Source organism: Acidibrevibacterium fodinaquatile (assembly GCF_003352165.1).
Lineage (GTDB): Bacteria > Pseudomonadota > Alphaproteobacteria > Acetobacterales > Acetobacteraceae > Acidibrevibacterium > Acidibrevibacterium fodinaquatile.
In genome coordinates this window covers 3299910-3323286 of record NZ_CP029176.1, presented here as the reverse complement: position 1 = coordinate 3323286, position 23377 = coordinate 3299910, and the positions used below count along the sequence as shown (strand labels likewise).

The 23377-nt window shown below is 65.9% G+C and carries 21 protein-coding genes; 8 read left to right on the top strand and 13 right to left on the bottom strand.

Features of this window, described 5'->3' with window-relative positions:
* Positions 1 to 11: 11 nt before the first annotated feature.
* Positions 12 to 1274 (top strand): molybdopterin-dependent oxidoreductase, encoded by a 1263-nt coding sequence (locus tag DEF76_RS15820; protein WP_205216018.1) that lies wholly within the window; start codon positions 12 to 14, stop codon positions 1272 to 1274.
* 12 nt (positions 1275 to 1286) lie between these two features.
* Positions 1287 to 1667, top strand: coding sequence for a sulfite--cytochrome C oxidoreductase subunit B (locus DEF76_RS15815; protein ID WP_114912946.1), 381 nt, complete (start codon positions 1287 to 1289; stop codon positions 1665 to 1667).
* Positions 1668 to 1786: 119 nt separating this feature from the next.
* Here DEF76_RS15815 and DEF76_RS15810 read toward each other — a convergent pair whose 3' ends face one another.
* From DEF76_RS15810 to DEF76_RS15750, 12 genes are all read right to left on the bottom strand, one after another.
* Positions 1787 to 4954 carry an error-prone DNA polymerase gene (locus tag DEF76_RS15810; RefSeq protein ID WP_114912945.1) on the bottom strand — a complete coding sequence of 1056 codons (3168 nt, stop codon included), beginning with the start codon at positions 4952 to 4954 and terminating at the stop codon, positions 1787 to 1789.
* The gene (locus tag DEF76_RS15805) at positions 4951 to 6474 is read right to left on the bottom strand and encodes a DUF6504 family protein (protein WP_114912944.1); all 1524 of its coding nucleotides are present in this window, start codon (positions 6472 to 6474) and stop codon (positions 4951 to 4953) included. Before DEF76_RS15805 ends, DEF76_RS15810 begins: the two co-directional genes overlap by 4 nt.
* On the bottom strand, positions 6389 to 7135 hold the full coding sequence (locus tag DEF76_RS15800) for an ImuA family protein (protein WP_114912943.1): 747 nt from the start codon (positions 7133 to 7135) through the stop codon (positions 6389 to 6391). The genes DEF76_RS15805 and DEF76_RS15800 overlap by 86 nt, the downstream gene beginning before the upstream one ends.
* Before the next feature lie 414 nt (positions 7136 to 7549).
* Positions 7550 to 7738, bottom strand: coding sequence for a cbb3-type cytochrome oxidase assembly protein CcoS (gene ccoS, locus DEF76_RS15790; RefSeq protein WP_114913118.1), 189 nt, complete (start codon positions 7736 to 7738; stop codon positions 7550 to 7552).
* Positions 7738 to 10131, bottom strand: coding sequence for a heavy metal translocating P-type ATPase (locus DEF76_RS15785; RefSeq protein WP_240319030.1), 2394 nt, complete (start codon positions 10129 to 10131; stop codon positions 7738 to 7740). Before DEF76_RS15785 ends, ccoS begins: the two co-directional genes overlap by 1 nt.
* A 6-nt stretch (positions 10132 to 10137) precedes the next feature.
* Positions 10138 to 10638: a FixH family protein gene (locus tag DEF76_RS15780; protein ID WP_114913116.1), complete on the bottom strand. Its 501-nt coding sequence runs from the start codon at positions 10636 to 10638 to the stop codon at positions 10138 to 10140.
* Positions 10628 to 12100 carry a cytochrome c oxidase accessory protein CcoG gene (gene ccoG, locus DEF76_RS15775; RefSeq protein WP_114913115.1) on the bottom strand — a complete coding sequence of 491 codons (1473 nt, stop codon included), beginning with the start codon at positions 12098 to 12100 and terminating at the stop codon, positions 10628 to 10630. The genes DEF76_RS15780 and ccoG overlap by 11 nt, the downstream gene beginning before the upstream one ends.
* A 30-nt stretch (positions 12101 to 12130) precedes the next feature.
* A complete protein-coding gene (ccoP, locus tag DEF76_RS15770; protein WP_114913114.1) occupies positions 12131 to 13000 on the bottom strand; it encodes a cytochrome-c oxidase, cbb3-type subunit III in 870 nt (289 codons plus the stop codon).
* Positions 13001 to 13011: 11 nt separating this feature from the next.
* Positions 13012 to 13161: a cbb3-type cytochrome oxidase subunit 3 gene (locus tag DEF76_RS15765; RefSeq protein ID WP_114913113.1), complete on the bottom strand. Its 150-nt coding sequence runs from the start codon at positions 13159 to 13161 to the stop codon at positions 13012 to 13014.
* A gap of 9 nt (positions 13162 to 13170) precedes the next feature.
* Positions 13171 to 13890 (bottom strand): cytochrome-c oxidase, cbb3-type subunit II, encoded by a 720-nt coding sequence (gene ccoO, locus DEF76_RS15760; RefSeq protein WP_114913112.1) that lies wholly within the window; start codon positions 13888 to 13890, stop codon positions 13171 to 13173.
* Positions 13891 to 13893: 3 nt separating this feature from the next.
* Positions 13894 to 15360 (bottom strand): cytochrome-c oxidase, cbb3-type subunit I, encoded by a 1467-nt coding sequence (ccoN, locus tag DEF76_RS15755; RefSeq protein WP_114913111.1) that lies wholly within the window; start codon positions 15358 to 15360, stop codon positions 13894 to 13896.
* Positions 15353 to 15574 (bottom strand): hypothetical protein, encoded by a 222-nt coding sequence (locus DEF76_RS15750; protein WP_114913110.1) that lies wholly within the window; start codon positions 15572 to 15574, stop codon positions 15353 to 15355. Before DEF76_RS15750 ends, ccoN begins: the two co-directional genes overlap by 8 nt.
* A gap of 152 nt (positions 15575 to 15726) precedes the next feature.
* On the opposite strand from DEF76_RS15750, the gene DEF76_RS15745 reads away from it, so the two are divergent.
* The 4 genes from DEF76_RS15745 to DEF76_RS15730 are packed head-to-tail and all read left to right on the top strand — an operon-like array spanning position 15727 to position 19416.
* The gene (locus DEF76_RS15745; RefSeq protein ID WP_162800697.1) at positions 15727 to 16485 is read left to right on the top strand and encodes a sulfite exporter TauE/SafE family protein; all 759 of its coding nucleotides are present in this window, start codon (positions 15727 to 15729) and stop codon (positions 16483 to 16485) included.
* Complete coding sequence (gene hflK, locus DEF76_RS15740; RefSeq protein WP_240319029.1) at positions 16482 to 17558, top strand: FtsH protease activity modulator HflK; 1077 nt, start codon at positions 16482 to 16484, stop codon at positions 17556 to 17558. The genes DEF76_RS15745 and hflK overlap by 4 nt, the downstream gene beginning before the upstream one ends.
* Positions 17555 to 18571 carry a protease modulator HflC gene (gene hflC / locus DEF76_RS15735; protein WP_114913107.1) on the top strand — a complete coding sequence of 339 codons (1017 nt, stop codon included), beginning with the start codon at positions 17555 to 17557 and terminating at the stop codon, positions 18569 to 18571. Before hflK ends, hflC begins: the two co-directional genes overlap by 4 nt.
* On the top strand, positions 18568 to 19416 hold the full coding sequence (locus DEF76_RS15730; RefSeq protein WP_114913106.1) for a TerC family protein: 849 nt from the start codon (positions 18568 to 18570) through the stop codon (positions 19414 to 19416). Before hflC ends, DEF76_RS15730 begins: the two co-directional genes overlap by 4 nt.
* Positions 19417 to 19628: 212 nt before the next feature.
* Here DEF76_RS15730 and DEF76_RS15725 read toward each other — a convergent pair whose 3' ends face one another.
* Entirely contained in the window at positions 19629 to 21983 is a 2355-nt protein-coding gene (locus DEF76_RS15725) for a xanthine dehydrogenase family protein molybdopterin-binding subunit (protein WP_114913105.1), read from the bottom strand.
* Positions 21984 to 22140: 157 nt separating this feature from the next.
* Between DEF76_RS15725 and DEF76_RS15720 the strand changes: the two genes are divergently transcribed.
* Entirely contained in the window at positions 22141 to 23001 is an 861-nt protein-coding gene (locus DEF76_RS15720) for a sulfite exporter TauE/SafE family protein (protein ID WP_114913104.1), read from the top strand.
* The gene (locus tag DEF76_RS15715; protein WP_114913103.1) at positions 23001 to 23318 is read left to right on the top strand and encodes a DUF1634 domain-containing protein; all 318 of its coding nucleotides are present in this window, start codon (positions 23001 to 23003) and stop codon (positions 23316 to 23318) included. The genes DEF76_RS15720 and DEF76_RS15715 overlap by 1 nt, the downstream gene beginning before the upstream one ends.
* Positions 23319 to 23377: the final 59 nt, after the last annotated feature.

Genomic DNA, 23377 nt, shown 5'->3' with positions numbered 1-23377 from the left:
GAGACATGGCGATGATGGAGAGGGTTGCCTTTCCGGGCGTGATCCGCGCCGGGCGGCGGGAGATGCTCCGCATGGCTGCCGGCGCGACCGCCGGGATGATCATTGGGCGCGCCCGTGCCGACGATCGCGCGACGATGACGTTCCCGTTCGCCAATGGCCAGCGCGAGATCGTCCCCGCAGGCGCTTTTCCCGAGAAAGGTGCGATGATTTTACAGCGCACCCGGGCGCCGGTTCTCGAAACCCCTTGGGAGTCGCTCGCCAGTCACATTTTTACGCCCAATGATCAGTTTTACGTACGCTGGCATTTCGCCGATTTTCCCAATCGCGTCGAGGTTTCGCCGGATAAATTCCGCTTGCGGATTTCGGGGGGAGTGAGCCGCCTGCTCGAGATTTCGCTCATCGATCTGGTGCATGAGTTCGAGCCGGTCGAAATCGCCGCCGTCAATCAGTGCTCGGGCAATAGCCGCGGCTTTGTGACGCCACGTGTGCCCGGCGCGCAATGGGGACATGGGGCGATGGGGAATGCCCGCTGGACCGGGGTGCGGCTGCGCGATTTGTTGGCGCGGGCGGGGCTCAAGCCATCAGCCACGCATGTCGCTTTTCGCAGCCTCGAGGATAAAGAGAGCCCGTTTCCACCACCGCTCCATTTCGAAAAAACACTGGAACTGGACCATGCCAGAGACGGCGACGTCATGGTCGCCTATGCGATGAACGGCGAACCGCTGCCTTTGCTCAACGGCTATCCGCTCCGCCTCGTGGTGCCGGGCTGGTATGCGACATATTGGGTGAAGATGCTGAGCGAGATCGTGGTGATGGATCACCCCGGCACCGGCTTCTGGATGGCAACCGCCTATAAAGTACCGGCGAGACCCAACGGCGCGATGCAGCCGGGCGAGGCCAATGTTCCGATGGTGCCGATCTCGACCATGACGCCGCGCAGCTTCTTCACCACCCCCGCGGCGGGCGCAGAAATTCCTTATGGCCGGCCGACGCTGATCCAAGGGTTTGCGTTCGGCGGCAGCAGCGGCCTTCGCTCCGTCACTCTCTCGCTCGACCATGGGCGAACCTGGCGCCCGGCGGAACTCGGGGAGGATTATGGCAGCTACAGCTTTCGCGCCTGGCGCTTTGTGCTGACGCCGACAGCACGCGGGCCATGCCGCCTTCTTGTGCAAGCCATCAACGCCAAGGGCGAGCAGCAGCCGCTCGCGGTGAACTGGAACCCCGGCGGCTTCATGTACAACCCGGTCGAACAGCTTACGCTTTCGGTGGTATGAGGGAGAGCCGCCATGTTTCGCATGTTTGCAATCGCGCTGGCCCTCCTCGCGGCGGTGACGCTGGTTTGGGCGGAAGAGCCCGCGCCCGTCGCGCCCCCAACTTTCGATTGGGCTACCAAATCTTTTGATCTTCCGAGCCGCGGGGCGCTGTTTCAGGGATCGGGCGCTGCTCTCCTCAATCAAGACTGCCTGATCTGCCACTCGGCAATGTTCGTCGATGAACAACCCGCGCTTCCCGCCGCCACCTGGCGGGCAGAGGTTCTGAAAATGAAAAACGTTTTTGGCGCGCCGTTCGACGACAAAGACATCGCCGGCCTCGTTGCGGCGCTGACAGCGCGGCACGGGACGGCGCCAGATGCCGCGCCAGCCGGCGATCTGGGCGGCGGCGGATGAAGAAGGTGGCTTGGGTTAGAGCAAGGTAGGTTTTGATTGAACCATCCTGTTCAATCAAAACCGGCCAACTTGCTCGCCAAAATAGGGGTAGAGCGTGATCGACTTAAACCGATCGCGCTCTAATGGAAATTCCGGCTTTTGATGCGAAGCTCGCCGGGGGGCTCGCACCCCATGGCGATATCACCGGCGCCGACCGCGGCGAGAGCGTTGGAAAGATCGGCGATTTTATGAACGATGAGGTGCACGACCTCGCCTTCGCGCTGAACGACCCCGCGTGCCGCAAGCATCGTTGCCGACAGGATCACGCGCCGGTTGGCTTCGAACAGCTTCGGCCAGATCACCAGATTGGCGATCGCGGTTTCATCCTCCAGCGTGACGAACAGCACCCCCTTGGCGCTGCCCGGGCGCTGGCGCACCAGGATGAGGCCAGCGGTTTCGCACCATTGGCCATCGCGCGCGGCCATCGCCTCGGCGCAGGTGACGAGGCCGCGCCGGCGGAGATCGGCGCGCAGAAACTGAACCGGATGGGCGCGCAGCGACAGGCCGAGATGATCATAATCCGCCACCACCTCGCCGCCTTCGGTCATCGGGCGGAGGGTGATGTCAGGTTCGGCGATTTCGGGCACAATCTCGCCAATGCTGGCGTCGGCGGCGGCAAACAGCGGCAGCGGCGCCGCGCCCAAAGCCTTGATCGCCCAGAGCGCCTCACGCCGCGCAAGGCCAAACGCCGGGCGGAAGGCATCGGCGGCGGCCAGCGCCAGCAATGCCGCATGCGGGATACGCGCGCGGCGCCAGAGATCCTCGACCGAGGCAAACGGCGTGTCGGCGCGCGCGGCGATGATCGCGGCGGCATGGGCGTTGGCGAGGCCCTTGACCATGCGCAAGCCAAGCCGCACCGCAAGACGCGCCTTATTCCCCGTCGGCTCCAGAGTGCAATCCCAGCGCGAGGCGTTGAGGGAAACCGGGCGCACCTCGACGCCATGAGCGATGGCGTCGCGCACGATTTGCGCCGGGGCGTAAAACCCCAGCGGCTGGGCGTTGAGGAGGGCGGCGCAAAACACGTCGGGATGCCAGCATTTCAGCCACGCGGAAGCATAGGCGATGAGCGCGAAGGAGGCCGCGTGGCTCTCAGGGAAACCATAGGCACCGAAGCCTTCGAGCTGGCGGAAGGTGCGCTCGGCGAATGCCTGCTCATAGCCGTTGGCGATCATTCCGGCGATCAGCCTTTCGCGAAATACCGAGACGCCGCCGCGCTGTTTGAAAGTTGCCATCGATTTCCGCAATTGATCCGCCTCCCCCGGCGTGAAGCCGGCGCAGACGATGGCAACCCGCATCGCCTGCTCCTGAAACAACGGCACACCGAGGGTTTTGCCAAGAACGCGCGCGAGTTCCGGCGTTGGATAGGCAACCGGCTCGCGCCCTTCGCGGCGGCGGAGATAGGGATGGACCATGTCGCCCTGAATGGGCCCCGGCCGCACGATCGCGACCTGGATGACGAGGTCGTAATAGGTGCGTGGCTTGAGGCGGGGCAGCATCGCCATTTGCGCCCGGCTTTCGATCTGAAAAGTGCCGAGCGTGTCGGCGCGGCGGATCATCGCATAGGTGCGCGGCTCTTCGGCGGGGATGCTGGCGAGATCGAGCGCGATCCCTTTGTGGGCGGCAAGCAGATCGAGCCCGCGGCGGAGACAGCTCAGCATGCCAAGCGCCAGGACGTCGACTTTCATGAAACGCAGCGCGTCGATATCGTCTTTGTCCCACTCGATGACCTGACGGTCGGCCATCGCCGCGGGCTCGATCGGGACGGGATCGTCGAGCCGGTCATGCGTGAGCACAAACCCGCCGGGGTGCTGGCTCAGATGGCGCGGGGCGCCGATGAGCTGGCGGGCAAGAGCGAGCGTCAGACGCAAGCGCCGATCTTGAGGATTGAGGCCCAATGCCGCGATCTGCTCGTCGCTGATCTCGGCATCCGACCATCGTGACAGCTGGGTTGCGAGCAGGGTGATGATATCTTCGGAAAGCCCCAGGGCTTTGCCGACGTCGCGCAGCGCCGCACGCGCGCGATAGCGGATGACGGTCGCGCAAAGCGCGGCGTGATCGCGGCCATAGGTATCGAACACCCATTGGATAACCTGCTCACGCCGTTCATGCTCGAAATCGACGTCGATATCGGGGGGCTCGCGCCGCTCCTCGGAGATGAAGCGCTCAAACAGGAGATCGTTGCGCTCAGGGTCGATCGCGGTGATGCCAAGACAATAACAGACCGCGGAATTGGCCGCCGAGCCGCGCCCTTGGCAGAGAATGCCTTGTGATTTGGCAAAACGCACGATGCTGTGGACAGTGAGGAAATAGGGCGCGTAGGCGAGCTTTTCGATCAGCGCCAATTCATGCCGCAGAATTGCCTGCACCTTTGCCGGAACCCCTTCCGGATAACGCGCAGCAGCACCCTTCCAGGTGAGATCGGCGAGCGTCTCCTGCGGCGTGAGCCTGGGATCGTCACGCTCCTCGGGGTATTGATAGGCGAGTTCGTCAAGCGTGAAGCGGCAGTCTTGCATGATCGCGAGTGTGCGGGCGAGCGCTTCGGGGTAGCGGGCAAACAGCCGGTGCATCTCCGCCGGCGGTTTGAGATAGCGATCAGCGTGGCGCTCGCGCCGGTCGCCGAGATCATCGATGGTGACATGATGGCGGATGCAGGTGAGGACATCCTGCAAGCGCCGCCGCCCGGGTTCGTGAAACAGCACGTCATTGGTGACGACGGTCGCGACCCGCAACACAGCCGCGCAGGTGGAAAGTTCCCACAGCCGAAGCTGATCATTGGGCCGCCGCTGAAGCGTGAGCGCGAGATGAGCGCGCGCGCCGAAGAGCTCACGCAGTCTTCGCAAACGCGCCCGCAGCGTATCATCGGCGCGATCGGGGACAAGGACGGCGATCAGCCCCGCGGCATGGGCGGCGAGATCGTCCCAGGTGAGATGGCATCGCCCTTTGCCGCCGCGGCGCTTGCCCAAGGAGAGCAGGCGGCAGAGCCGGGCATAGGCGGCGCGGTCGGTCGGATAGACGAGCACCGCGGCGCCATCGCTAAGATCGAGCCGGCAGCCGACGATCAGGCGAACACCGCTCGCTTTCGCCGCTTCGTGGGCGCGCACGATCCCGGCGAGCGTGTTGCGATCGGTGATCGCGAGCGCAGCAAGGCCAAGGGTTGCGGCGGTCGCGAATAAATCCTCGCACGATGAGGCGCCGCGCAGGAAACTGAACGGCGAGGTCACCTGCAGCTCGGCATAGCCCGCGGTCATGCGAAAATCCCGTGCAGGAACCATGCTTGCGCGCCGCTCGCGGCATCTTCACCGTCGCCGGCGCGGAAAATCCAGAACCGCGCGCCGGCCTCGTCCTCGATGCGGAAATAATCCCGCACCGCCGCCAGTTCGGCGTCACGCTTCCACCATTCGCCGAATATCCGCTCTGGCCCGTCGGCGCGCGCAACCCGCCGCCGCTGGCCGCGCCAGGTGAAGGCGAGCGGCGGATGATCGGGGAGCAGGGCAACGGTTTCGATCCGCTCCGGCGGGGTGAAAAGCCGCGCCGGGCGTGGCCATCCGGCCGGCCAGGAGGCCCCGGTCGCGGGAGCGAGGGGCGGGATGCGGCGCACGCTCCGCTCCGGCACGTCGCTCATCACCGGGGCGGCGCGATAGACCCGCTCGGCGCCGATGCGGTTGGCGAGCACGTCGATCAGATCGGCGATATCCGGCGCCGGCGCCGCGATCAGCGCGGATGCGCGTTGGGTTGCGGCCAGCGGCTCGGTCAGCGAAGCGGCCAGCGCCAGGGTCTCGATCCCGAAGCCGGGGTCGATAGTCTCGATTTTCTCGCAGAAAAGCCGGGACAAATGTTTAGGCTCGCGGAGCGGCCGGGCAGTGCCGATGCGGATCGCCTGGGCGGCGCGATCAACGCGATGGCAGAGGAGGTCGAGCTGGCGGGCGCCGAGCCCCTTGGCTTCCAGCGCCTCGGCAAGCGGCCGGGTCAGAGCGGCGATGGCGGCGGCGATGATCTCGGCGGTGGCGATCGGTTCGGCGAAATGGCGGCGGACCTCGATCAGCTCGGGCGCGCGGACCGGGGTGATCGGTTCGGCGAGCCGCCCGAGTGCTTGGTCGAGCCTTTGCAGAAGCTCCGGCCCGAAGCGGCGCGCGAGGGGCGCGCGCGGCTGCGCCATGAGATCGCGGATGCGAAGAAAGCCGAGCGTTCGCAAAGCGGCGACCAGCGCCGGCGAGAGGCGGAGGGCCGCGAGCGGCAGGGGCGCGATGGCGGCAGCCGTGTCACCGATGGGCGCCACCGTGATCGGCCGCGCCGCATGACGCGCCAGCGCGTGCGCCGCCCCCCAGGTGTCGGCACAGGCGGCGCGGGCACGGATCCCGGCGGCGGCGAGACGCGCGCGCATGGCGGCAAGCATGGCCTCTTCGCCGCCATGGAGATGATCGGCGCCGGTGGTGTCGATGACGATGCCATCCGGCGGATCGGCGGCGGCGAGCGGCGCGTAATGGCGAAGCGCCCAGAGCGCGAGCCGCTCGAGTGCGGCGGCATCGGCCGCCGGATCGGCGCGCGCGGTCACGAGGCGGGGGATCAGCGCCCGCGCCTTGGCCACCGCCATGCCCGGCCGCAGCCCCGCCGCCGCGGCCGCCGCATCGGTGGCCAGCACCACCCGCCGCCCGCCATCCTGGCCGATGAGGGCCAGCGGCCGCTCACCCGGCGGCGCCGCGCCGCCCGCCCGCCGCCGCCAGCGGTCGGTCGGCCAGCGCGGCAGGAACAGCGAGACGACCCGCGTCATCGCACGCCTCCAGCTCGAATTCGGCAGTTTCTCCCGCCCGCGCGCGGATCAGCGCGACCAGCCAGCGCGGCCGGCCAACCCCCGGCACCGGCAGCGGCGTCGATGCCAGCACGGAGACCCGCCAACGTGTCTCGGCGGCGCTCGGCTCGAACGCCACCGCCTCGCTCTGGCGCCGCCAGCGGCGCAGCACGAGGCCGAGGGTGCCGGTGCCTTCGGCGGCGATCTGCAGCCGGCGCGAGGCGGTCATCGAAAGCCGTGCGACTTCGGCGACGACAGCGCCAAGCCCGCCATGGCGCAGCCCCTCCTCGGCGCAGGCGAGCGCTGTCTTGTCGTCACCCGCTTCGAGATAAATCACCCGATCGGGGCCGAGCCCGGCCTCGGCCAGCGCCGGCGCAAACAGATCCGGCCGCGCGAGACACCACAGCACCATGCCGCCGGCGCGAGCGGCGATGCCGGCGGCAAACAGGGCCGCAGCGGCAGCATCGATCGCCGCATGGCCGCCGCCGGCGATCTCATGCACCGCCCCACGCGCAAGGCCGCCGCCGCGCAAATGGGCATCGATCGCCGCGATCCCGAACGGCAACACGGCCCGCCCAGGCCGGCGCCCCTCAAGCGTCTCGATCCGCGCGCGCAGAGACTCGATGGCGGAAAGCGGCCGCACGGGTGACGTTGACCTCTTGCAAATGGGAAAAATGTTCTCCTATTGTTCTCATCGACGCGGGCCCGAGTCAAGCCTGCTATGCCCGGGGAAAGGGGGGGCGGGATCACGGCTTTGATCCATCACCGCCATCGCCGCGCCATCCCCCCTGCGGCGCGCTTCCGCGCGCGCGGCAAACAGCACTTGCGCATCCTCGCGAACGGCACGGGACACGCTTTCACCAGTGGCATCTCGGGCAGCGGCAAGGATCGGCCGTCCGGCTTCAACCAGCGGGATGTTGCCGAGATAGGCGGCGCCCAGGCGCACCAGCCGTGGCGCGGGACGGAACAGCCGCCGCCCCGCGTTGAGGCACTTTCGGGTGCGCGCCGCCGCCCACCAACCCTGCGCGCATATCGGTCAGCGATCTCGCTGACCGGTTCAGGGTTCGGGCCGTCGCGCCTGCTCCGGCGCGCGCTGAGGCGCAGCCCCCGCGTCGTCGAACAAGACGCGCGCCGCAGCCCCCTCGAGATCATCATATTGGCCGCTCCAGAGCGCCCACAAAAACAGGGCGAGACCGCCCGCGCCGAGGGTGAGACTGATCCCGATGAGATAGAGCAGCACCGTCATCAGCGCCGCAACCGCAAACTGTTCAGCATCACCACCAACGAAGAAGCCGACATCGCCGCCGCCGCCAGCCACGGTGTAACCCAGCCGGCGATCGCCAATGGCACCATCACCGCATTATAGCCGAAGGCGAGGGCGAGATTTTCACGCATCACGCGTCGCGCGCGCCGCGCCAGCTGCAAAACCTCGCGCATCACCAACAGCGAGTGCCCCTGGAACACGATATCGGCGAGGTTTTGCGCGAGATCGGTGCCGCTCGCGGGCGAAGCGGAGACAAACGCGTCGGCGAGCGCTGGCCCGTCATTCACCCCGTCGCCAACCATCAACACACGTCGCCCCGCGGCGCCGAGCGCGCGGAGTAGCTGCGACTTGGCGACCGGGGTAAGCCCGGCATGGGCCTCGGCGATCGCGAGGGTGCGGGCGATCGCGCCAACCGGCTGCGCGCGGTCACCCGAGGCGAGCAAGACGCGCATCCCCGCCTGGCCGAGCCAGGCGATCAGCGCCGCCGCCCCCTCGCGCGGGGTTTCGCGGAAAGCAAAGCGCTGCGGCGGCGCGTCCGGGCGGGCGAACCAGATTTCCGCGCCCTCGCCCGCTGACTCGGGCGCATAGGCGGCGGCAAAGGCGCGGCTCCCGAGGCGGATTTCGCCGCTCGCGGAACGAAGGCTGAGCCCCTCACCCGGGTGCTCGGTGATGTCCCCTGCCGGCAAGGCCGCCCCGGGGGCGGAGGCGGCGAGCACGCGCGCCAGCGGATGCCGGCTCGCGCCCGCAAGGCCGGCTGCGAGCCGCAAAGCGCCCTCATCGGCGCGGCTCTCCTCGGCGAGGCTCGGGCCAGTCAAAGTGCCGGTCTTGTCGAACACCACGGTATCGACCTCGGCGAGACGCTCGAGCGCGGTCGGCGATTTCAGCAGCACACCGGCCTGAAACAAGCGCGCGGTCACGACCACTTGCGCAACCGGCACAGCGAGCGCGAGCGCGCAGGGGCAGGTAATGATGAGCACGGCGCTGGCGATGGTCAGGCTTTGGGCAAGCGGCGCGCCAAGGCCGAGCCACCAGAGGGCGAAGCTGAACAGCGCCGCGCCATGCACCCCGGGCGCATAAAGCCGCGCCAGCCGGTCGGCGAGCGCGACGTAGCGGCCGCGCGCCTCCGAGGCGGCTTCGATCAGCCGCACACTCTCGGCAAGCAGCGTCTGATCGCCGGCCCGCGTCACCGCGACGACGAGCGGCGCGCCGAGGTTGAGCATGCCGGCGAAGACCGCCGTCCCGGGCTTGGCCGAAAGCGGCGCGCTTTCGCCGGTGATGACGCTGGTATCGAGTTGGCTCTCGCCGCGGCGCACCACGCCATCGGCACCGACCCGCTCGCCCGAGCCAACGAGGATCAATTCCCCCGGCCGAAGCGTCTCCGGTGCGCGGCGTTGCGGCATTTCCCCCTCGCCGAGCACCGCGACCTCATGCAGCCGCAGCGCTAAAAGATGCAGCGCCGCCCGCCGCGTCTCGCCACGCGCGCGCTGGTCGAGAACGCGCCCGAGGAGGAGGAAAAACAGCAGCATCAAGGCGCTTTCGAAATAGGTGTGCCCGCGTCCGGTGAGCATATCGGCGAGGCTGAGCGCGGTGACGGTGATGAGGCCAAGGCTGATCGGCACATCCATAGTGACGCGACGGGCGCGGAGCGCGCCCAAAGCCGAGCGGAAGAACGGCAACCCGCTATAAAAAATCGTCGGCAGCGCGATCAGTGCCGAAATCCAGGCGAGCAAGCCGCGCGTCGCCGGGCCCATCCCCTCGGTAAGCCCGGCCCATTGGGCAAAGGCGAGCAACATGACATTGCCGGCGGCAAATCCGGCAACGGCGAGTGCGCGGAGCAGCGCCCGCCCGGCGCGGTCATCGGCGGCGGCAAGGCAGGAGGCGTCGAACGGCACCAAACGATAGCCGAGCGCCTCGATGCGCGCGACCAATGCTGCCGCGACGTCGGCGCCGCCGCGCACGCGCAGGCGCAGCCGCCGCGTCGTCATATTCACCCGCCCCGAAACCACCCCCGCCTCGCGCGCGAGCACGCTCTCGATCAGCCACACGCACGCGCCGCATTGCAGCCCGTCGATGGCAAGCTCGATCTCGCTCTCGCCATGTTCGCGCGCGCGGAGAAAGCGGCTGACATCGGCGCTGATCTCGCCCTCGGGGCGCGGCGGGCGGGCGGCGGGATCGAGGCACCGTTCTTCGTAATAGCGGCCGAGACCAAGCCCCTGGATGAGCGAAAACGCGGCCGCGCAGCCGGCGCAGCAAAATCGCGGCCCGTCGGCGCCATCATCCTCGGCGAGCGGAAGGCCGCAATGGGAACAGGCATGAGAGGCGGCAGAGACCGCTTCGGCCTCGCGCATGGGTGACGGATGGGAAATCGCCGTCATCGCGCGCTATGGCGCGAGCACGCGCCGGGTCAGGCGGACTTGCTCCTGGCCTTGGGTGATGTGCAGAGCGAGATCCCATTGGCCAGAAAGAGGCAAGGCTGCATTGGCGAGATAGAGCCCGTCGCCAGCAGGAAGAAAGCCGAGAGCCGTCGTGTTTTTTACCCCGAGCGGGCGCTCGGCCTCGGCGTCGATGCGCGCGCCATTGAGCGCCGCGCCAGTGCGATCATGGAGCGTGATCAGGAGGCGCCCATTTTGCAGCGCGGTTTTGACTTGCCAGCCCAGCGCCTTCTGCTGGGCCGCCGCCGCCATAACGCTGTTATAGACGTTGCTCTCATCGAAACCGTTTTCCTTCGCGGCCCCCGGAAAGGTTGCAAGCGCGCTCCACACCATGCCGGCATTGACGAGAAAGACGAGGAACAGCGCACCCGCGATCGCTATCGGGTAAAACCGCCAGGGCGAGCGCGCTTCGTCGCGTGCTGCGTGCCGGTTCCAGATATCATCGGTCATGACTGACTGGCCCCATGAAGAGTGCGTGGTAGGTGGTTTTCGCGCCGGTCTCGCGGTTACGCAAAACGAAGTCGAAACTCTCCCGCCCAGCGACGAGATGATCGGGCTGCGCTTGCACGAGCACACGCAGCGTGCGCAGTTGATCAGCCGGCATCGGCACGGTTGCGGTGGTCTCGGGCTTCGGGCTGATCTCGGAGAGAATGAGCTTGGCACCCGGCAAGCCGACGACCGAGAGTTCGAAATCGGCGGCGCGCGGCGTCTTGTTGACGAAGCCGAGCGTATAGCCATCGCGCACGCCGCCATCTTCGAGCAGCGCATAGAGCGGCGCGCGGTCATGAGCAACCGTCAGCCCAATCGTCGAACGCAGCATCAATCCGGTGAGGATGGCGATCGAGCCGATCGCGAGCACCGCGAGATAGATCAGCGTGCGTGGGCGAAGAAGACCGAGCGACGGATTGACCCCCGATTTTTTCGCTGTCTGGCGGGCAACCGTGTCCCAGGTGATCAACCATGGTGTGCTGCCCGTTTTCGCCATGACATGATTGCAGGCATCGATGCAAAGACCACAACCGATGCACTCAAGCTGCAAACCGTCACGAATGTCGATACCGGTCGGGCAGACATGCACACAGGCATTGCAATCGACGCAGTCGCCGAGTGGCGCCGCCGCTGTTGCCGCCGCAGCCAGCCGCTTGCCATGCCCGCGCGGCTCGCCACGCCAGGCTTCATAGGTCACGACGAAGGTATTTTCATCGAGCATCGCCGACTGAAATCGTGGCCAGGGACACATATAAGTGCACACCTGTTCGCGCGCCCAGCCGGCGAGAAGATAGGTGGTCGCGGTCAAGAGAAGGGTGAAGACATAGCCGCTGGTCGAGGCGTGCCCGGTCCAGAAATCATGCACGAAGGTCGGCGCATCGGTGTAATACATCACCCAGGCGCCACCCGTCCAAAACGCGATGAAAAGCCAGGCCGCATGCTTTGCGATTTTACGCCACGCTTTGTCGAACGTCAGTGGGCCACGATCGCGCCGTATGCGCTCATTGCGATCGCCCTCGATCTTGCGCTCGACCAGCATGAAAAGATCGGTCCACACGGTCTGCGGGCAACTATAGCCACACCAGAGCCGCCCGAAGAGGCTGGTGACGAGAAACAGCGACACCGCGCTCAAGACCAGAATTCCGGTGAGGAACCAGATATCTTGTGGCCAGAGCTCGACATTGAAAAAATAAAATCGCTCGTTCCATAAATCGAGGAGCACCGCCTGATGCGGTGCATCCGGCCCGCGATTCCACCGCAGCCAGGGCACGGCATAGTAAACGCCAAGGCAAAGCACGAGCACCAGCCATTTGACGCGCCGCACTGGCCCATCGACCGCTTTCGGATAGACCCGCACGCGGTTGGCATAAAGCGAGGTGGGCGGTGCGACGTCGGCTTCCGGCTTTGGGTGGGAGACGTTCATCGTCGTATTCCGTTTGCTCGCGTCGAGCGGTTATTCGCCGCCGCCGAGGGAGTGAACATAAAGTGCAACCGCTTTGATGGTCGCAGGCGACAGGCGATGATTCCAGTTCGGCATGACGCCCATGCGGGGATGCGTGATTTGCGCGACGACGGCGGCGCGGCTGTCACCGTAAAGATGCACGCGCGAGGCAAGTGGCGGCGCGCCGACGTCGCGGTTGCCCTCGGCCTTGGCGCCATGACAGGGCGCGCAATTATCACCGAACAATTTTTCCCCGGCACTGGTGTCGACCCCTGTCTTGGCCTTGCCATAAAGCGTCATGACATAGTCAGCGACATCCTCGATCTGTGCGGGCGTTAAAAGCTTGTCGCCGCCGAAATTGGGCATCTGGCTGTTGCGGGCATCGGGATCGGCCGAGCGAATGCCATGCGTGATGGTCTGCTGAATGGCGTCTAGGCTTCCACCCCAGCGCCAGACATCGGTATCGAGCGCGGGATAGCCAATCCTACCCTCGCCGTTCGGCCCGTGACAGGGCTGGCAATTATTGGCAAACGTGATGCGCCCGGCGGTCAGCGCGACCTCCATCAAATCATGGTTTTTCTCGATATCGGCGAAGCTCATGCGGCCGATCTCTTGCATCTGCGTTGCATGCAGCGCGTTCATTTCCTGAAAGCCGGCCATCGCTTGCGCGCGCGAGGAAAATCCAAGAAGGCCGGTCGTCGCCCGCGTCCCGAGAGGAATGGCGGGATAGAGGACGAACATGCCGAGTGCCCAAACAATGGTGGCAAGATAGACATAGACCCACCATTTCGGCAGTGGCGTGTTGAGTTCGCGAATGCCATCCCATTCATGGCCAGTGGTGTCGCGGCCGCTGATGACATCTTTTTCAATTTTGGTCGGCATCGCAGCGCTCCTCAGCGATCGTCATCGAGGGGAATGAGGGCGTGTCGCTCGATCTCAGCTTTGTTGCGCGGCCAATAGACCGTAATGAACAAAACGGCGAACACGAAAACGGCGGCAAGCAGCAGATATCCTTGCAACGTATGGAGGGTATTGGGTGTCATGGCCGCGCCTCAACGATCGAGCTTCTCTTCGTTGGTATCCGCGAAATCGACCAATGTCCCAAGCATTTGCAGATAGGCGACCAAGGCATCCATTTCGCTGATATAGGGTTTGGTGTGGGAAGCGGCCACGGCTTTTGGATAGCGCTTGAGGAGGGACGTGTGATCGGCATCGGGATTGGCCTGCGATTCAAGATCGGCCTTGGCGTTGGCGATATCGGCGTCATCATAGGGAACGCCGACCGTTTTATTGGTGCGGAGATCGGCGTCGATCCGATCATATGAAAGCGGCGTCTCTTCAAGGAAAGCATAATGCGGCATCAGGCTCTCGGGCACCATCGATTGCGGGTTACGCAGATGCGCGTAATGCCAGTCATTGGAGTATTTCCCGCCGACGCGCGCGAGATCGGGGCCGATGCGTTTCGATCCCCATTGGAAGGGATGATCATACATGCTTTCTGCGGCGAGAGAGTAATGCCCGTAGCGCTCGATTTCATCGCGTAGGGCCCTAATCATCTGGCTGTGGCAGAGATAGCAGCCCTCGCGGATATAGATGTTGCGGCCGGCGAGTTCGAGCGGCGTGTAAGGCCGCACACCTTTGACCGGCTCGATCGTGTTCTCGATGAAGAACTGCGGAATGATCTCCACCATCCCGCCGATCGCGACCGCGACCAGCGACGCGAGCAGCAGGTAAATGGCGTTCTTTTCGAGAATCTCGTGACGAAAGCGCATGGTTCAGTCTCCGGCGGCGGGAAGTGGCAGGCCAATGAGGCCAGAGCCGCTGATCGCGGTCTTGGGGCTGCGCACGGTCATGATCAAATTATACACCATGATCACCGCGCCGGTCAGAAAGAAGACACCGCCGAGCCAGCGAATGATCAGCAGGGGATGCACCGCGTTGATGCTGTCGATGAAGGCGTATTGCAGGAAGCCTTGCGCATCATAAGCGCGCCACATCAGCCCTTCCATGATCCCAGCGACCCACATCGCGCTGATGTAAAGAACGATGCCGAGGGTTGAGATCCAGTAATGCCACGCGGCGAGGCGCGTCGAGTAAAGCCCTTTACGCCCCCAGAGATTGGGCACGAGATAATAGATCGCGCCGAAAGTGATCATCGCGACCCACCCGAGCGAGCCGGAATGGACGTGGCCGATGCCCCAATCGGTATAGTGGCTCAGCGCATTGACGGTGCGCACCGACATCACCGGCCCCTCGAAAGTGGACATGCCGTAAAACCCGACCGAGGTGACGGAGAAGCGCAATCCGGGATCGGTGCGCAGCTTGTCCCACGCCCCTGAGAGCGTCATCAGACCATTGATCATGCCACCCCAGGATGGCATCCACAGCATGATTGAGAACGCCATGCCGACGGTCTGAGTCCAATCCGGCAGCGCCGTCCAGTGCAGATGATGCGGACCTGCCCAGATATAGATGAAAATCAGCGACCAGAAATGCACAATGGACAGCCGATAGGAATAAATCGGCCGGTTGGCGGCTTTCGGGATGAAATAATACATCATGCCGAGAAAGCCCGCGGTGAGGAAAAACCCGACCGCGTTATGGCCGTACCACCATTGCACCAGCGCGTCCTGCGCCCCGGAAAACAGCGAATAGCTCTTCGCCGCATAGATCGAGACCGGCACCGCAAGATTATTAACGATCACCAACATTGCGACAGTGAGGATGAAGGAGAGGTAAAACCAGTTGGCGACGTAGATATGGGGCTCCTCGCGGCGGAGCAGGGTGCCGGTGAACGCGACCAGATAGGCGACCCAGACGATCACCAGCCACAGAATGAGATGCCATTCGGGCTCAGAATATTCTCGGCTTTTGGAAAAGCCCAGTACGTAGCTCAAGGCCGCCATGACGATGAAGAATTGATAGCCCCAGAAGATGAAATTCGCGAGCGCCTTGCCGCCAAAAAGCCGCGCATGACACGTGCGCTGGACGACGTGAAACGAGGTTCCGATCAGCGCCGAACCACCAAACGCGAAAATCACCGCCGATGTGTGAACCGGCCGCAGACGGCCGAAATTGAGGTAGGGCTGCCAAAAATTGAGCGCAGGCCAGGCGAGTTGGGCGGCGATGAAAACGCCGACGAGAAAGCCGACGATCGCCCAGAACATGCTGGCGATGACGAACTTCTTGACGACGTCATCATTGTAGCGAACGGGAGGGGCGAGCGCCATCGTATTAGCCATGATCCGCCCCCATTGCTGCGCGCGCTGCCGATTTGTCGTCGAAATGCCGGCGGATCAGGCCGAAGAGGAAAACGACTGAGAACCCAGCGAGCGACCAGCCGAAGATCGCCATTTCTATATCGAGCGCACCGGCCGCAAGGGTGAGGCCGATCAGCCCAAAGACCACCATCAGCACGCCAATAACCAGGCTGCTGATGCTTTCTTCTCCGTCCATCAAAGACTCCTTCTTCCTTGATCCGCGCTAGATTCTCACGACAATATAAAAAATATGGTTGCATCAAATAACGCGACGGCGCGTTGACATAGATCAATGCGGGCAGCAGAAACTCGCGTGATCGTTTGTCGATGCCTGATTTTATCTCAGTAATGAGGCCGCTTTGTAGCACCGCTGGCCTGACGGCAGCGGCGCAAAGCGGGGTTTTGGTCGGTCTTCTGGTCGCCGGTGCCGTCGGCAGTGTCGCGCATTGCGGGCCGATGTGTGGGCCTTTCGTGCTCGGCCAGGTCGCGGGACGTCTCGCCCGCATTCCCGCCGCTGGTCTCTGCGAGCGCCATCGTCTCGGCGCCGGGCTTTTGCTTCCCTATCATCTCGGCCGGATCAGCGTTTATACGACACTCGGGGCTGCGGCCGCTTGGCTTGGCGGGGCGTTGGGCCAGCGCGCCTGGTTTGCGCGCGGCGGCGGGGTCGTGCTCATTCTCGCCGCCCTGCTATTCGCCGATCAGGCGCTGCGGCGCTGGTTCCCGCGCCTGGCACGCGCGGGGACGGGCGTCGGCCGAGGGGTCGCCGGCGCGCTGGTCGCGCGGCTTGCGCGCCTGATCGGGCGGGCGGGCGGCGAGGGTCGCGGGTTTTGGGGCGAAATGGCGATGGGTGCGGCACTCGGCTTTCTGCCGTGTGGGTTTCTCTATGCCGCGCTCGCGGTCGCGGCGGCGAGCGGGGCCGCCTGGCGTGGGGCGGTCGCGATGGCGGCGTTCGGGCTTGGCACCATGCCGGCGCTGGTCGCGCTCGGTATTGCCGGCGGGGCGGCGGGGCGCACCTGGCAGAGCCTCCTCCGCGCGGCGAGCCCGGTGATTTTCGCCGCCAACGCTCTCTTGCTCCTCACCCTCGGTCTCTCGCGGCTTTTGGCATGAGAGAGCCGCCGATGCTCCCCTTGGGCGAGGACGATGAAGCCATCGGCGCGGGCGGCCGCGCCGGTGAAATCCTGCGTGCCGCCTTGGGCGCTGTTTTTCGCGAGCGGGCTCTCTCACGGCGCCATCTCGCACTTTTGGCCTTATGCGTTCTCTTCGGGTGGGGTGCCGCTGGGATCTACAAAGTGGCGCCCGACGAGCAAGGGATGGTGCTGCGCTTTGGGCGCTGGCGCGAGACGACGGCGCCGGGGCTCCATTACCATCTTCCACCCCCGCTCGAGCGCGTCATTCTCGCCCATGTCACTAGCATCAACGAGATCAGGATCAGCGAGGCGAAACCCCAGCCCGCGGGCGGTGCGGCGGGCGCGGGTGGCATTCGCATGTTGACCGGCGATGAAAACATCGTCGAGGCGGAATACTCTGTATTATGGAAGATCAAGGACGCTGGGGCCTATCTTTTCCACATCCAGGACCCCGAAGCCCTGGTGCGCATGACGGCGGAAACGGCGGTACGCGAGGTGATCGGGCGCAATCCGATCCAGGCGGCGCTCTCGGAGGAACGTCAGCGCATCGCCGCCGAAGCGCAAGCGGAACAGCAAGCGCTGCTCGATTCCTATGGCGCCGGGATTTTGGTGATTGAGGTGCAGTTGCAGCGCGTCGACCCGCCGACCGCCGTCATCGATGCCTTCAACGACGTCCAGCGCGCCCGCGCCGACCAGCAGCGTGCCCGCAACGAGGCCGAAGCCTACCGCAACGACATCCTCCCGCGCGCGCGCGGCGAAGCGACACGCATCACCGAGGCGGCCGAGGCCTATCGCCGGCAGGTCGTGGCGCTCGCCGAAGGTGAGGTCAGCGCCTATCACGCCGCGCATGATGTCTATCTCCGCGCGCCGGAGGTGTTTTCGTGGCGCCTTTATCTCGACAGCATGGACGCGTTGCTCGCCCATGCCGGGCGCGTCGTCCTCGACCCTGGCGGCAAGGGGATGGGCGCGGTCGTCCCCTATCTTCCGCTCGGCGAGGGCCCGGGGGCGAAAGCCGAGGCAGCGCCGGCGACCATCCCGGGCCACGCGCCATGACCAAGCTCGCCCGCTGGTCTCTCGCCCTCGCGCTGCTCGTCGGGCTGGGCGCGACCCTCGCCGATGCCTGGATCGGCGTCCCACAAGCGCATCAGGCGCTGATCCAGCGTTTTGGCCGCTTGGTCGCGGTGGAGACGGCGCCCGGGCTCGTCCTCAAATGGCCCTTCATCGATGCCGCGACCCTTTATGACAGCCGCTTGCAGGCGCTCGAGCCGCCGACCGAGCTGATCATCCTCGGCGATCAAAAACGGGTCGAGATCGATACCTACACTTTGTTTCGCATCGATGATCCGACGCGCTTCGCCGAGACCGTGCAAACCCTCTCGCAAGCGCGCACCCAGCTCACCCAGATCGTCAGCACCTCGCTCCGCCGCGTGCTCGGCCGCGTGATGTTGCCGGCCCTGCTCTCGGCCGAGCGCGCGGCGACCATCGACGTCATTCGCCGGGAAGTCGCCGAGAGCGCCCGCCCGCTCGGCATCACGGTCGCCGATGTCCGCATCCGCCGCGCCGATCTGCCGCTTGAAACCAGCCAGGCGATCTATGACCGCATGACCTCGGAGCGCCAGCGCGAGGCCAAGGAATTGCGCGCCCAGGGCTCGGAATGGGCGCAAGAAATCACCGCTCATGCCGATGCCGAGCGCACCGTGATCCTCGCCGAGGCAGAACGCGCCGCCCGTATCACCAAAAGCAGCGGTGACGCCGCGGCCGACCAGCTCTTTGCCGAGGCGGCGAAGGGTGACCCGCGGTTTTTCGCCTTTTACCGCGCGATGGAGACCTATCGCGGCGCCATGGCCAAGGCCGCGCCGACGCTCATGCTCGCGCCTGATGCGGCCCTGCTCCGCTACCTCGAAACAGGGCTGCCGGCCCAAGGGACTGCCCAAGGGACTGCCCTGGGGACTGCCCTGGGGGCTGGCCAAGGTGCGGCCGAGCGGGCGGCCGGCGCGTCGGCGCCCGCCGTCGTCGGCAGCCTTACGCCACGCGGGGCGGCCGCCAGCGAGCCGGCTTTGCCATGAGTGGCGGCTTGCTGCCGGCGATCATCGCCAAGCCGGTCGCGATTTTCTTCGTCGATGTGCTGGTCGCCGGCGATAATGCCTTGGTGATCGCGCTTTTGACGCGCGGGCTGCCGGCGCGCCGCTTCGGCCAGATCACTGTGCTCGCGACACTCGCCGCCGTCGCCCTCCGTCTCGCGCTGATCGCGGGCGCCGGGGCGCTGCTTGCCTGGCCGGGGATGAAGCTGATCGGCGCCGTCGTGCTGGGCGCGATCGCGCTCTCGCTCGGCGCCAATGCTCGCCCGCCCGTGCTCGCCCCGCGCGCGGGGCGGGAGGGGATGGTCGCGATGGCGCTTCTCCTCGCCTTCGCCGACGTCGCCCTAAGCCTCGATAATGTGCTGGCGCTCGCCGTGATCGCGGGGGGAAGCGCAGTCTATCTCGCGATCGGTCTTTTCGGCAGCATCTTCGCCCTGATGCTCGGCAGCGCTTGGCTCTCGCGGCTGATGGCGGCGGAGCCTTGGCTCGTGCGGCTCGGTATTACGCTTCTCGCCGCGATCGCAGGGCGGATGGCGGTCTCTGACCCGCTGCTTCAGCCTTGGATCGCGGGCGAGGCGCCGGCGCTCGCGCTTGTCATCCCGCTGCTTGCCGCGGGCTATGTTTTTCTCGTCGCCGCCCCCGCGCGCGCGCCGATGCCGCCGGCGCCGCTGCGCCACTGGCAGCCCGCACCCGCCAAAGCCCGCCGGGCGCGGCCGGCGCGGCCGCGGAGCTTCGTGCTCGGGCATGAACTCACCCTTTTTCTCGCGCTTTTCAGCGTCGCGGGGCTGCTGTTACTCGGCCTGGTCTTTCTCGCCGGGCCGCCGATCCAGTAATATATTTCCGCGCAACCGAGGCGCCCACCGCATCAGGCCGAGGCCGAACACGCGTTCCGGCTCAGACGCGACGCAAATGCTTCATCGTGACCAAGAGCGGCGCGACCATCACCCCACGGGACGCCGTTGCGGGTAGCACCCCGAGCCCCGCCCGCGGGACAAGGAATTCGCCTTTTGAATAATTCTCTTTTTAAATATGAGAAGAGATACTCTTACCTCTGCAGGGCGGCGAAAACCCGCTCCGGGGTCGCCGGCATGTCGAGGTGATGGATGCCGCGCGAGCGCAGCGCATCGATGACCGCGTTCATCACCGCCGGCAGCGCCCCGGCGCAGCCCGCCTCGCCGCACCCCTTGGCGCCGAGCAGATTGGTCCGCGCCGGCACCGGGTGAAAATCATTGTCGATCGCGACGAGATCGCCGGCGCGCGGCAGGGCGTAATCCATGTAGCTGCCGGTGAGCGGCTGGCCCTCGCTGTCGTACTGCGTTGCCTCCATCAGCGCCTGGCCGATCCCCTGGGCGATCCCGCCCTGCACCTGCCCCGCGACCAGGAGCGGATTGACCACGGTGCCGAAATCATTGACCGCGGTATAGCGCGCAACCCGCACGCACCCGGTTTCGGGGTCGATCTCGACTTCGGCGATATGGCAGCCATTGGGGAAGGCCGAGGGGGCGCCTTGATGGATGTGGCGCACATCGAGGCTCGCCGGCACGTCCTCGGGTGGCGGGCTTTCGCGCAAGCGCGCGGCGAGGTCAAGGAGCGAGATCGCGCGGTCGGTCCCGGCGATGGCGAAACGGCCGCCGCCTGGGCTAATCGCGAACTCGATATCGGCCTCGGCGGCTTCGAGCAAATAGGCCGCCGCCTTCTTGCCGCGCGCGATCACCAGATCGCTTGCTTCGAGGATTGCCGCCCCGCTCGCCATCAGTGATTTCGACCCGCCCGTGCCGCCACCGGCGATCAGCGCGTCGCTGTCACCCTGCAGCAGCTGGACCCGATCGATCGGGATGCCGAGCTTGGAAGCCAGCACCTGGGCGAACGGCGTGCGATGGCCTTGGCCGTAATCGAGGGTGCCGGTGATGATCGTGACGCCGCCATCGGCGTCGAAGCGGATGCCGCCCATCTCGCGCGAGGGCGGCGCCGTGACTTCGAGATAATGCCCGATCCCGCGCCCGCGCAAGAGCCCGCGCGCGGCACTGTCGGCGCGGCGCGAGGCAAACCCGTCCCAGTCGGCGCGGGCCAGGGCCTGGTCGAGAATCGCCGGAAATTCCCCGCTGTCATAGGTCATGCCGCTCGGCGCGGCATAGGGCATCGCCTCGGGGCGGATCAGGTTGCGGCGGCGGAGTTCGATGGGGTCGATGCCCATTTCCACCGCCGCGGTCTCGATCAATCGCTCGATATAGTAATTCCCCTCCGGCCGCCCAGCGCCGCGATAGGGGCCGACCGGCGTCGTGTTGGTAAACACGCACGCGGTGTCGATCTCGATCAACGGGGTCGCATAGACGCCGACGATGTTTTTGGCGGCATTGGCGGTCGGCGGCACGGTCGCGGCGTTGGTGAGCCAAGCGCCGGCATTGCCAAAGCCCGTGAGGCGGACGGCGAGGATCTTGCCCGCGGCATCGAGCGCCAGTTCGGCGTGCATTTCGTGGTCGCGGCCGTGGCTGTCGGAAAGGAAGCTCTCGCTGCGTTCATCGGTCCATTTCACCGGCCGGCCGAGGCGTCGCGCGGCCTCGAGCAGCACCGGATATTCCGGGTAGCAGCCCGCTTTCATCCCGAACGAGCCGCCGACATGGCCGGTCAACACATGGATTTTCTCGACGCCGACGGCCATGGCCTCGGCCAGCGCCGCGCGCAAGCCAAAAACGCCTTGGCAGCCGACATGGAGGGTGAAACGGCCAGATTGGGCATCGTATTCGCCGATCGCGCTGCGCGGCTCCATCGGGCAGACAACGATGCGGTTATTGCGGAGATCGAGGCTCGTCACATGCGCTGCGCGCGCAAACGCCGCCGCGACCTTATCGCGATCGCCATAATGATAACGAAGCGCGATATTGCCCGGGGCACTCTCATGGAGCTGCGGCGCGCCGGCGGCGGCGGCCTCGCGCGCCGTGGTGACCGCGGGCAGCGGCTCGATTTCAAGCACGATCGCTTCCAGCGCATCTTTCGCCTGTGCCACGCTCTCGGCGACGACGCAGGCGACCGGCTCGCCGACATAGCGCACGCGATCGCTCGCAAGCGGCGGGTAAGCGGGCGAGATCAGCGGCGCCGCGTCACTCCCCGGCTGCTGGAACCCGTGCGGGATGCGCCCGATCCCGGCTTCGCGCAGCATCGCGCCGGTCACGATGAGGTGAACGCCGGGCATGGCGCGCGCCGCCTCGAGATCGATCGCCGTGATCTGGCCATGGGCGTGGCGGCTGCGCAGCATCACCGCGTAGAGCTGCCCGGCGCACGCGAGATCATCGCTATAGCGGCCTTCACCGCGCAGCAGGCTGGGGTCTTCAAGGCGGGGCACGGGTTGGCCGAGGGCGAATTTTTCCAAGCCAAGATCGGGCGTGTCGAACGGTGGGTTCATCGGGAATGATCTCCGTGGCGAGGGCGCCAAGGGTGAGGGGGCATGAGGGGAGGATGCCGCCTGGCCGCCGCCTAGGCAAGCGCCTCGGCGAATCGGTTGACAAAACAGTAAATAAGCGTGCACGCGAAGGGCGTTTGAGGGGCCTCGAGAGCACGCCATGACGCTCGCATTCTCCGCATTGCTGTTCGCGCTCGCCGCCGGCGCCAGCGCCCTCGGCGGCGCGCTCGGCATGGCGAGCGGCATTTTCATCGTGCCCCTGCTCACACTCTTCGCTGGGGTTGGCATTCATACCGCCATCGCCGCCAGCATCGTCTCGGTGATTGCCTGTTCGACCGGGAGTGCGGCGGCCTTTCTCCGCGCTGGTCTTACCAATTTGCGCGTCGCGCTGGTTTTGGAAACGGCGACGACCGCCGGGGCGCTGGCCGGGGTCTTGCTGATCGGCGTGTTTCCGATCCCGGCGCTGTTTTTTTTGTTCGCGTTCATCCTGCTGCTGTCGGCGCGACAGATGATGGCAAGGCGCCGCGAGAAAGCGACAGCCGCAGCCAATGGCGACGGGCGCGATTGGGCCTCGCGTCTTGATCTTCACGCGAGCTATCCCGATCAGGCGGGTGGCGATGAGATCGCCTATCGCGTCGGGCGGTTGCCGTTGGCCCTCGTGCTGATGTTCGGCGCCGGGCTGGTTTCGGCGCTGCTTGGGATTGGCAGCGGCGTTCTCAAGATTCCCGCGATGGATACCGCTCTGCGCCTTCCCATCAAAGTCTCCTCGGCGACCTCCAATTTCATGATCGGCGTCACCGCGGCGGCAAGCGGCGTCGCTTATTTCGCGCGCGGCGATATCGATCCCGTGATCGCCGGCCCGATCGCGGTCGGCTCGGTCATCGGCGCAGCACTCGGAGCGCGCTTTCTGATCGCGGTCTCGGGCGACAGGCTGCGGTTGGTTTTCGTCGGGGTGCTGCTCATCCTCGCGGTGCAAATGCTGCTTGCGGCCTTCGGGGTCAATTTCCGGGGGCAGGCGTGATGGGCGGCAAATCCGGCCGCCATCCCCGCCTCGAGCCCTTGCTCGCGCGGACGCTGACACTCGGCACGTGGCTTGCGAGCGCGATCATTCTCCTCGGCTTTGGGCTAACGCTGATCGACGGCCGCGCGGCGGGCGTTACTCTAATCACCGTCGGGATCGCGATTTTTCTTCTGCTGCCGGTGCTGCGCGTTTTGCTGATGCTGATCGTATTCGTCGGCGAGGGCGATTTTCGCTATGGCGCCATCGCCGCTCTGGTGCTCGCGATCATCGCCCTCGGCGCCGCTCTCGGGCTACGCATGGGCGGCTTACCGGGGTAGCGCTCGCGCGGCGACCCTTTGCCGCGAACGCCGCGCCGGGACAAAGCGCAAGAAAGCGG

Bases quoted from the DNA above. Each gene is read 5' to 3' on its own strand.
- ccoG (WP_114913115.1), bottom strand. From the start codon at position 12,100: ATGAACGTCTCCCACCCAAAGCCGGAAGCCGACGTCGCACCGCCCACC.
- ccoN (WP_114913111.1), bottom strand. From the start codon at position 15,360: ATGGCTAATACGATGGCGCTCGCCCCTCCCGTTCGCTACAATGATGAC.
- DEF76_RS15730 (WP_114913106.1), top strand. From the start codon at position 18,568: ATGAGTGGCGGCTTGCTGCCGGCGATCATCGCCAAGCCGGTCGCGATT.
- DEF76_RS15820 (WP_205216018.1), top strand. From the start codon at position 12: ATGATGGAGAGGGTTGCCTTTCCGGGCGTGATCCGCGCCGGGCGGCGG.
- ccoS (WP_114913118.1), bottom strand. From the start codon at position 7,738: ATGACGGTGCTGCTCTATCTCATCGGGATCAGTCTCACCCTCGGCGCG.
- hflC (WP_114913107.1), top strand. From the start codon at position 17,555: ATGACCAAGCTCGCCCGCTGGTCTCTCGCCCTCGCGCTGCTCGTCGGG.
- DEF76_RS15725 (WP_114913105.1), bottom strand. From the start codon at position 21,983: ATGAACCCACCGTTCGACACGCCCGATCTTGGCTTGGAAAAATTCGCC.
- ccoO (WP_114913112.1), bottom strand. From the start codon at position 13,890: ATGCGCTTTCGTCACGAGATTCTCGAAAAGAACGCCATTTACCTGCTG.
- DEF76_RS15715 (WP_114913103.1), top strand. From the start codon at position 23,001: ATGGGCGGCAAATCCGGCCGCCATCCCCGCCTCGAGCCCTTGCTCGCG.
- hflK (WP_240319029.1), top strand. From the start codon at position 16,482: ATGAGAGAGCCGCCGATGCTCCCCTTGGGCGAGGACGATGAAGCCATC.
- DEF76_RS15750 (WP_114913110.1), bottom strand. From the start codon at position 15,574: ATGGACGGAGAAGAAAGCATCAGCAGCCTGGTTATTGGCGTGCTGATG.
- DEF76_RS15810 (WP_114912945.1), bottom strand. From the start codon at position 4,954: ATGACCGCGGGCTATGCCGAGCTGCAGGTGACCTCGCCGTTCAGTTTC.
- DEF76_RS15720 (WP_114913104.1), top strand. From the start codon at position 22,141: ATGACGCTCGCATTCTCCGCATTGCTGTTCGCGCTCGCCGCCGGCGCC.
- DEF76_RS15765 (WP_114913113.1), bottom strand. From the start codon at position 13,161: ATGACACCCAATACCCTCCATACGTTGCAAGGATATCTGCTGCTTGCC.
- DEF76_RS15815 (WP_114912946.1), top strand. From the start codon at position 1,287: ATGTTTCGCATGTTTGCAATCGCGCTGGCCCTCCTCGCGGCGGTGACG.
- DEF76_RS15780 (WP_114913116.1), bottom strand. From the start codon at position 10,638: ATGACCGATGATATCTGGAACCGGCACGCAGCACGCGACGAAGCGCGC.
- DEF76_RS15785 (WP_240319030.1), bottom strand. From the start codon at position 10,131: ATGACGGCGATTTCCCATCCGTCACCCATGCGCGAGGCCGAAGCGGTC.
- DEF76_RS15745 (WP_162800697.1), top strand. From the start codon at position 15,727: ATGAGGCCGCTTTGTAGCACCGCTGGCCTGACGGCAGCGGCGCAAAGC.
- ccoP (WP_114913114.1), bottom strand. From the start codon at position 13,000: ATGCCGACCAAAATTGAAAAAGATGTCATCAGCGGCCGCGACACCACT.
- DEF76_RS15805 (WP_114912944.1), bottom strand. From the start codon at position 6,474: ATGACGCGGGTCGTCTCGCTGTTCCTGCCGCGCTGGCCGACCGACCGC.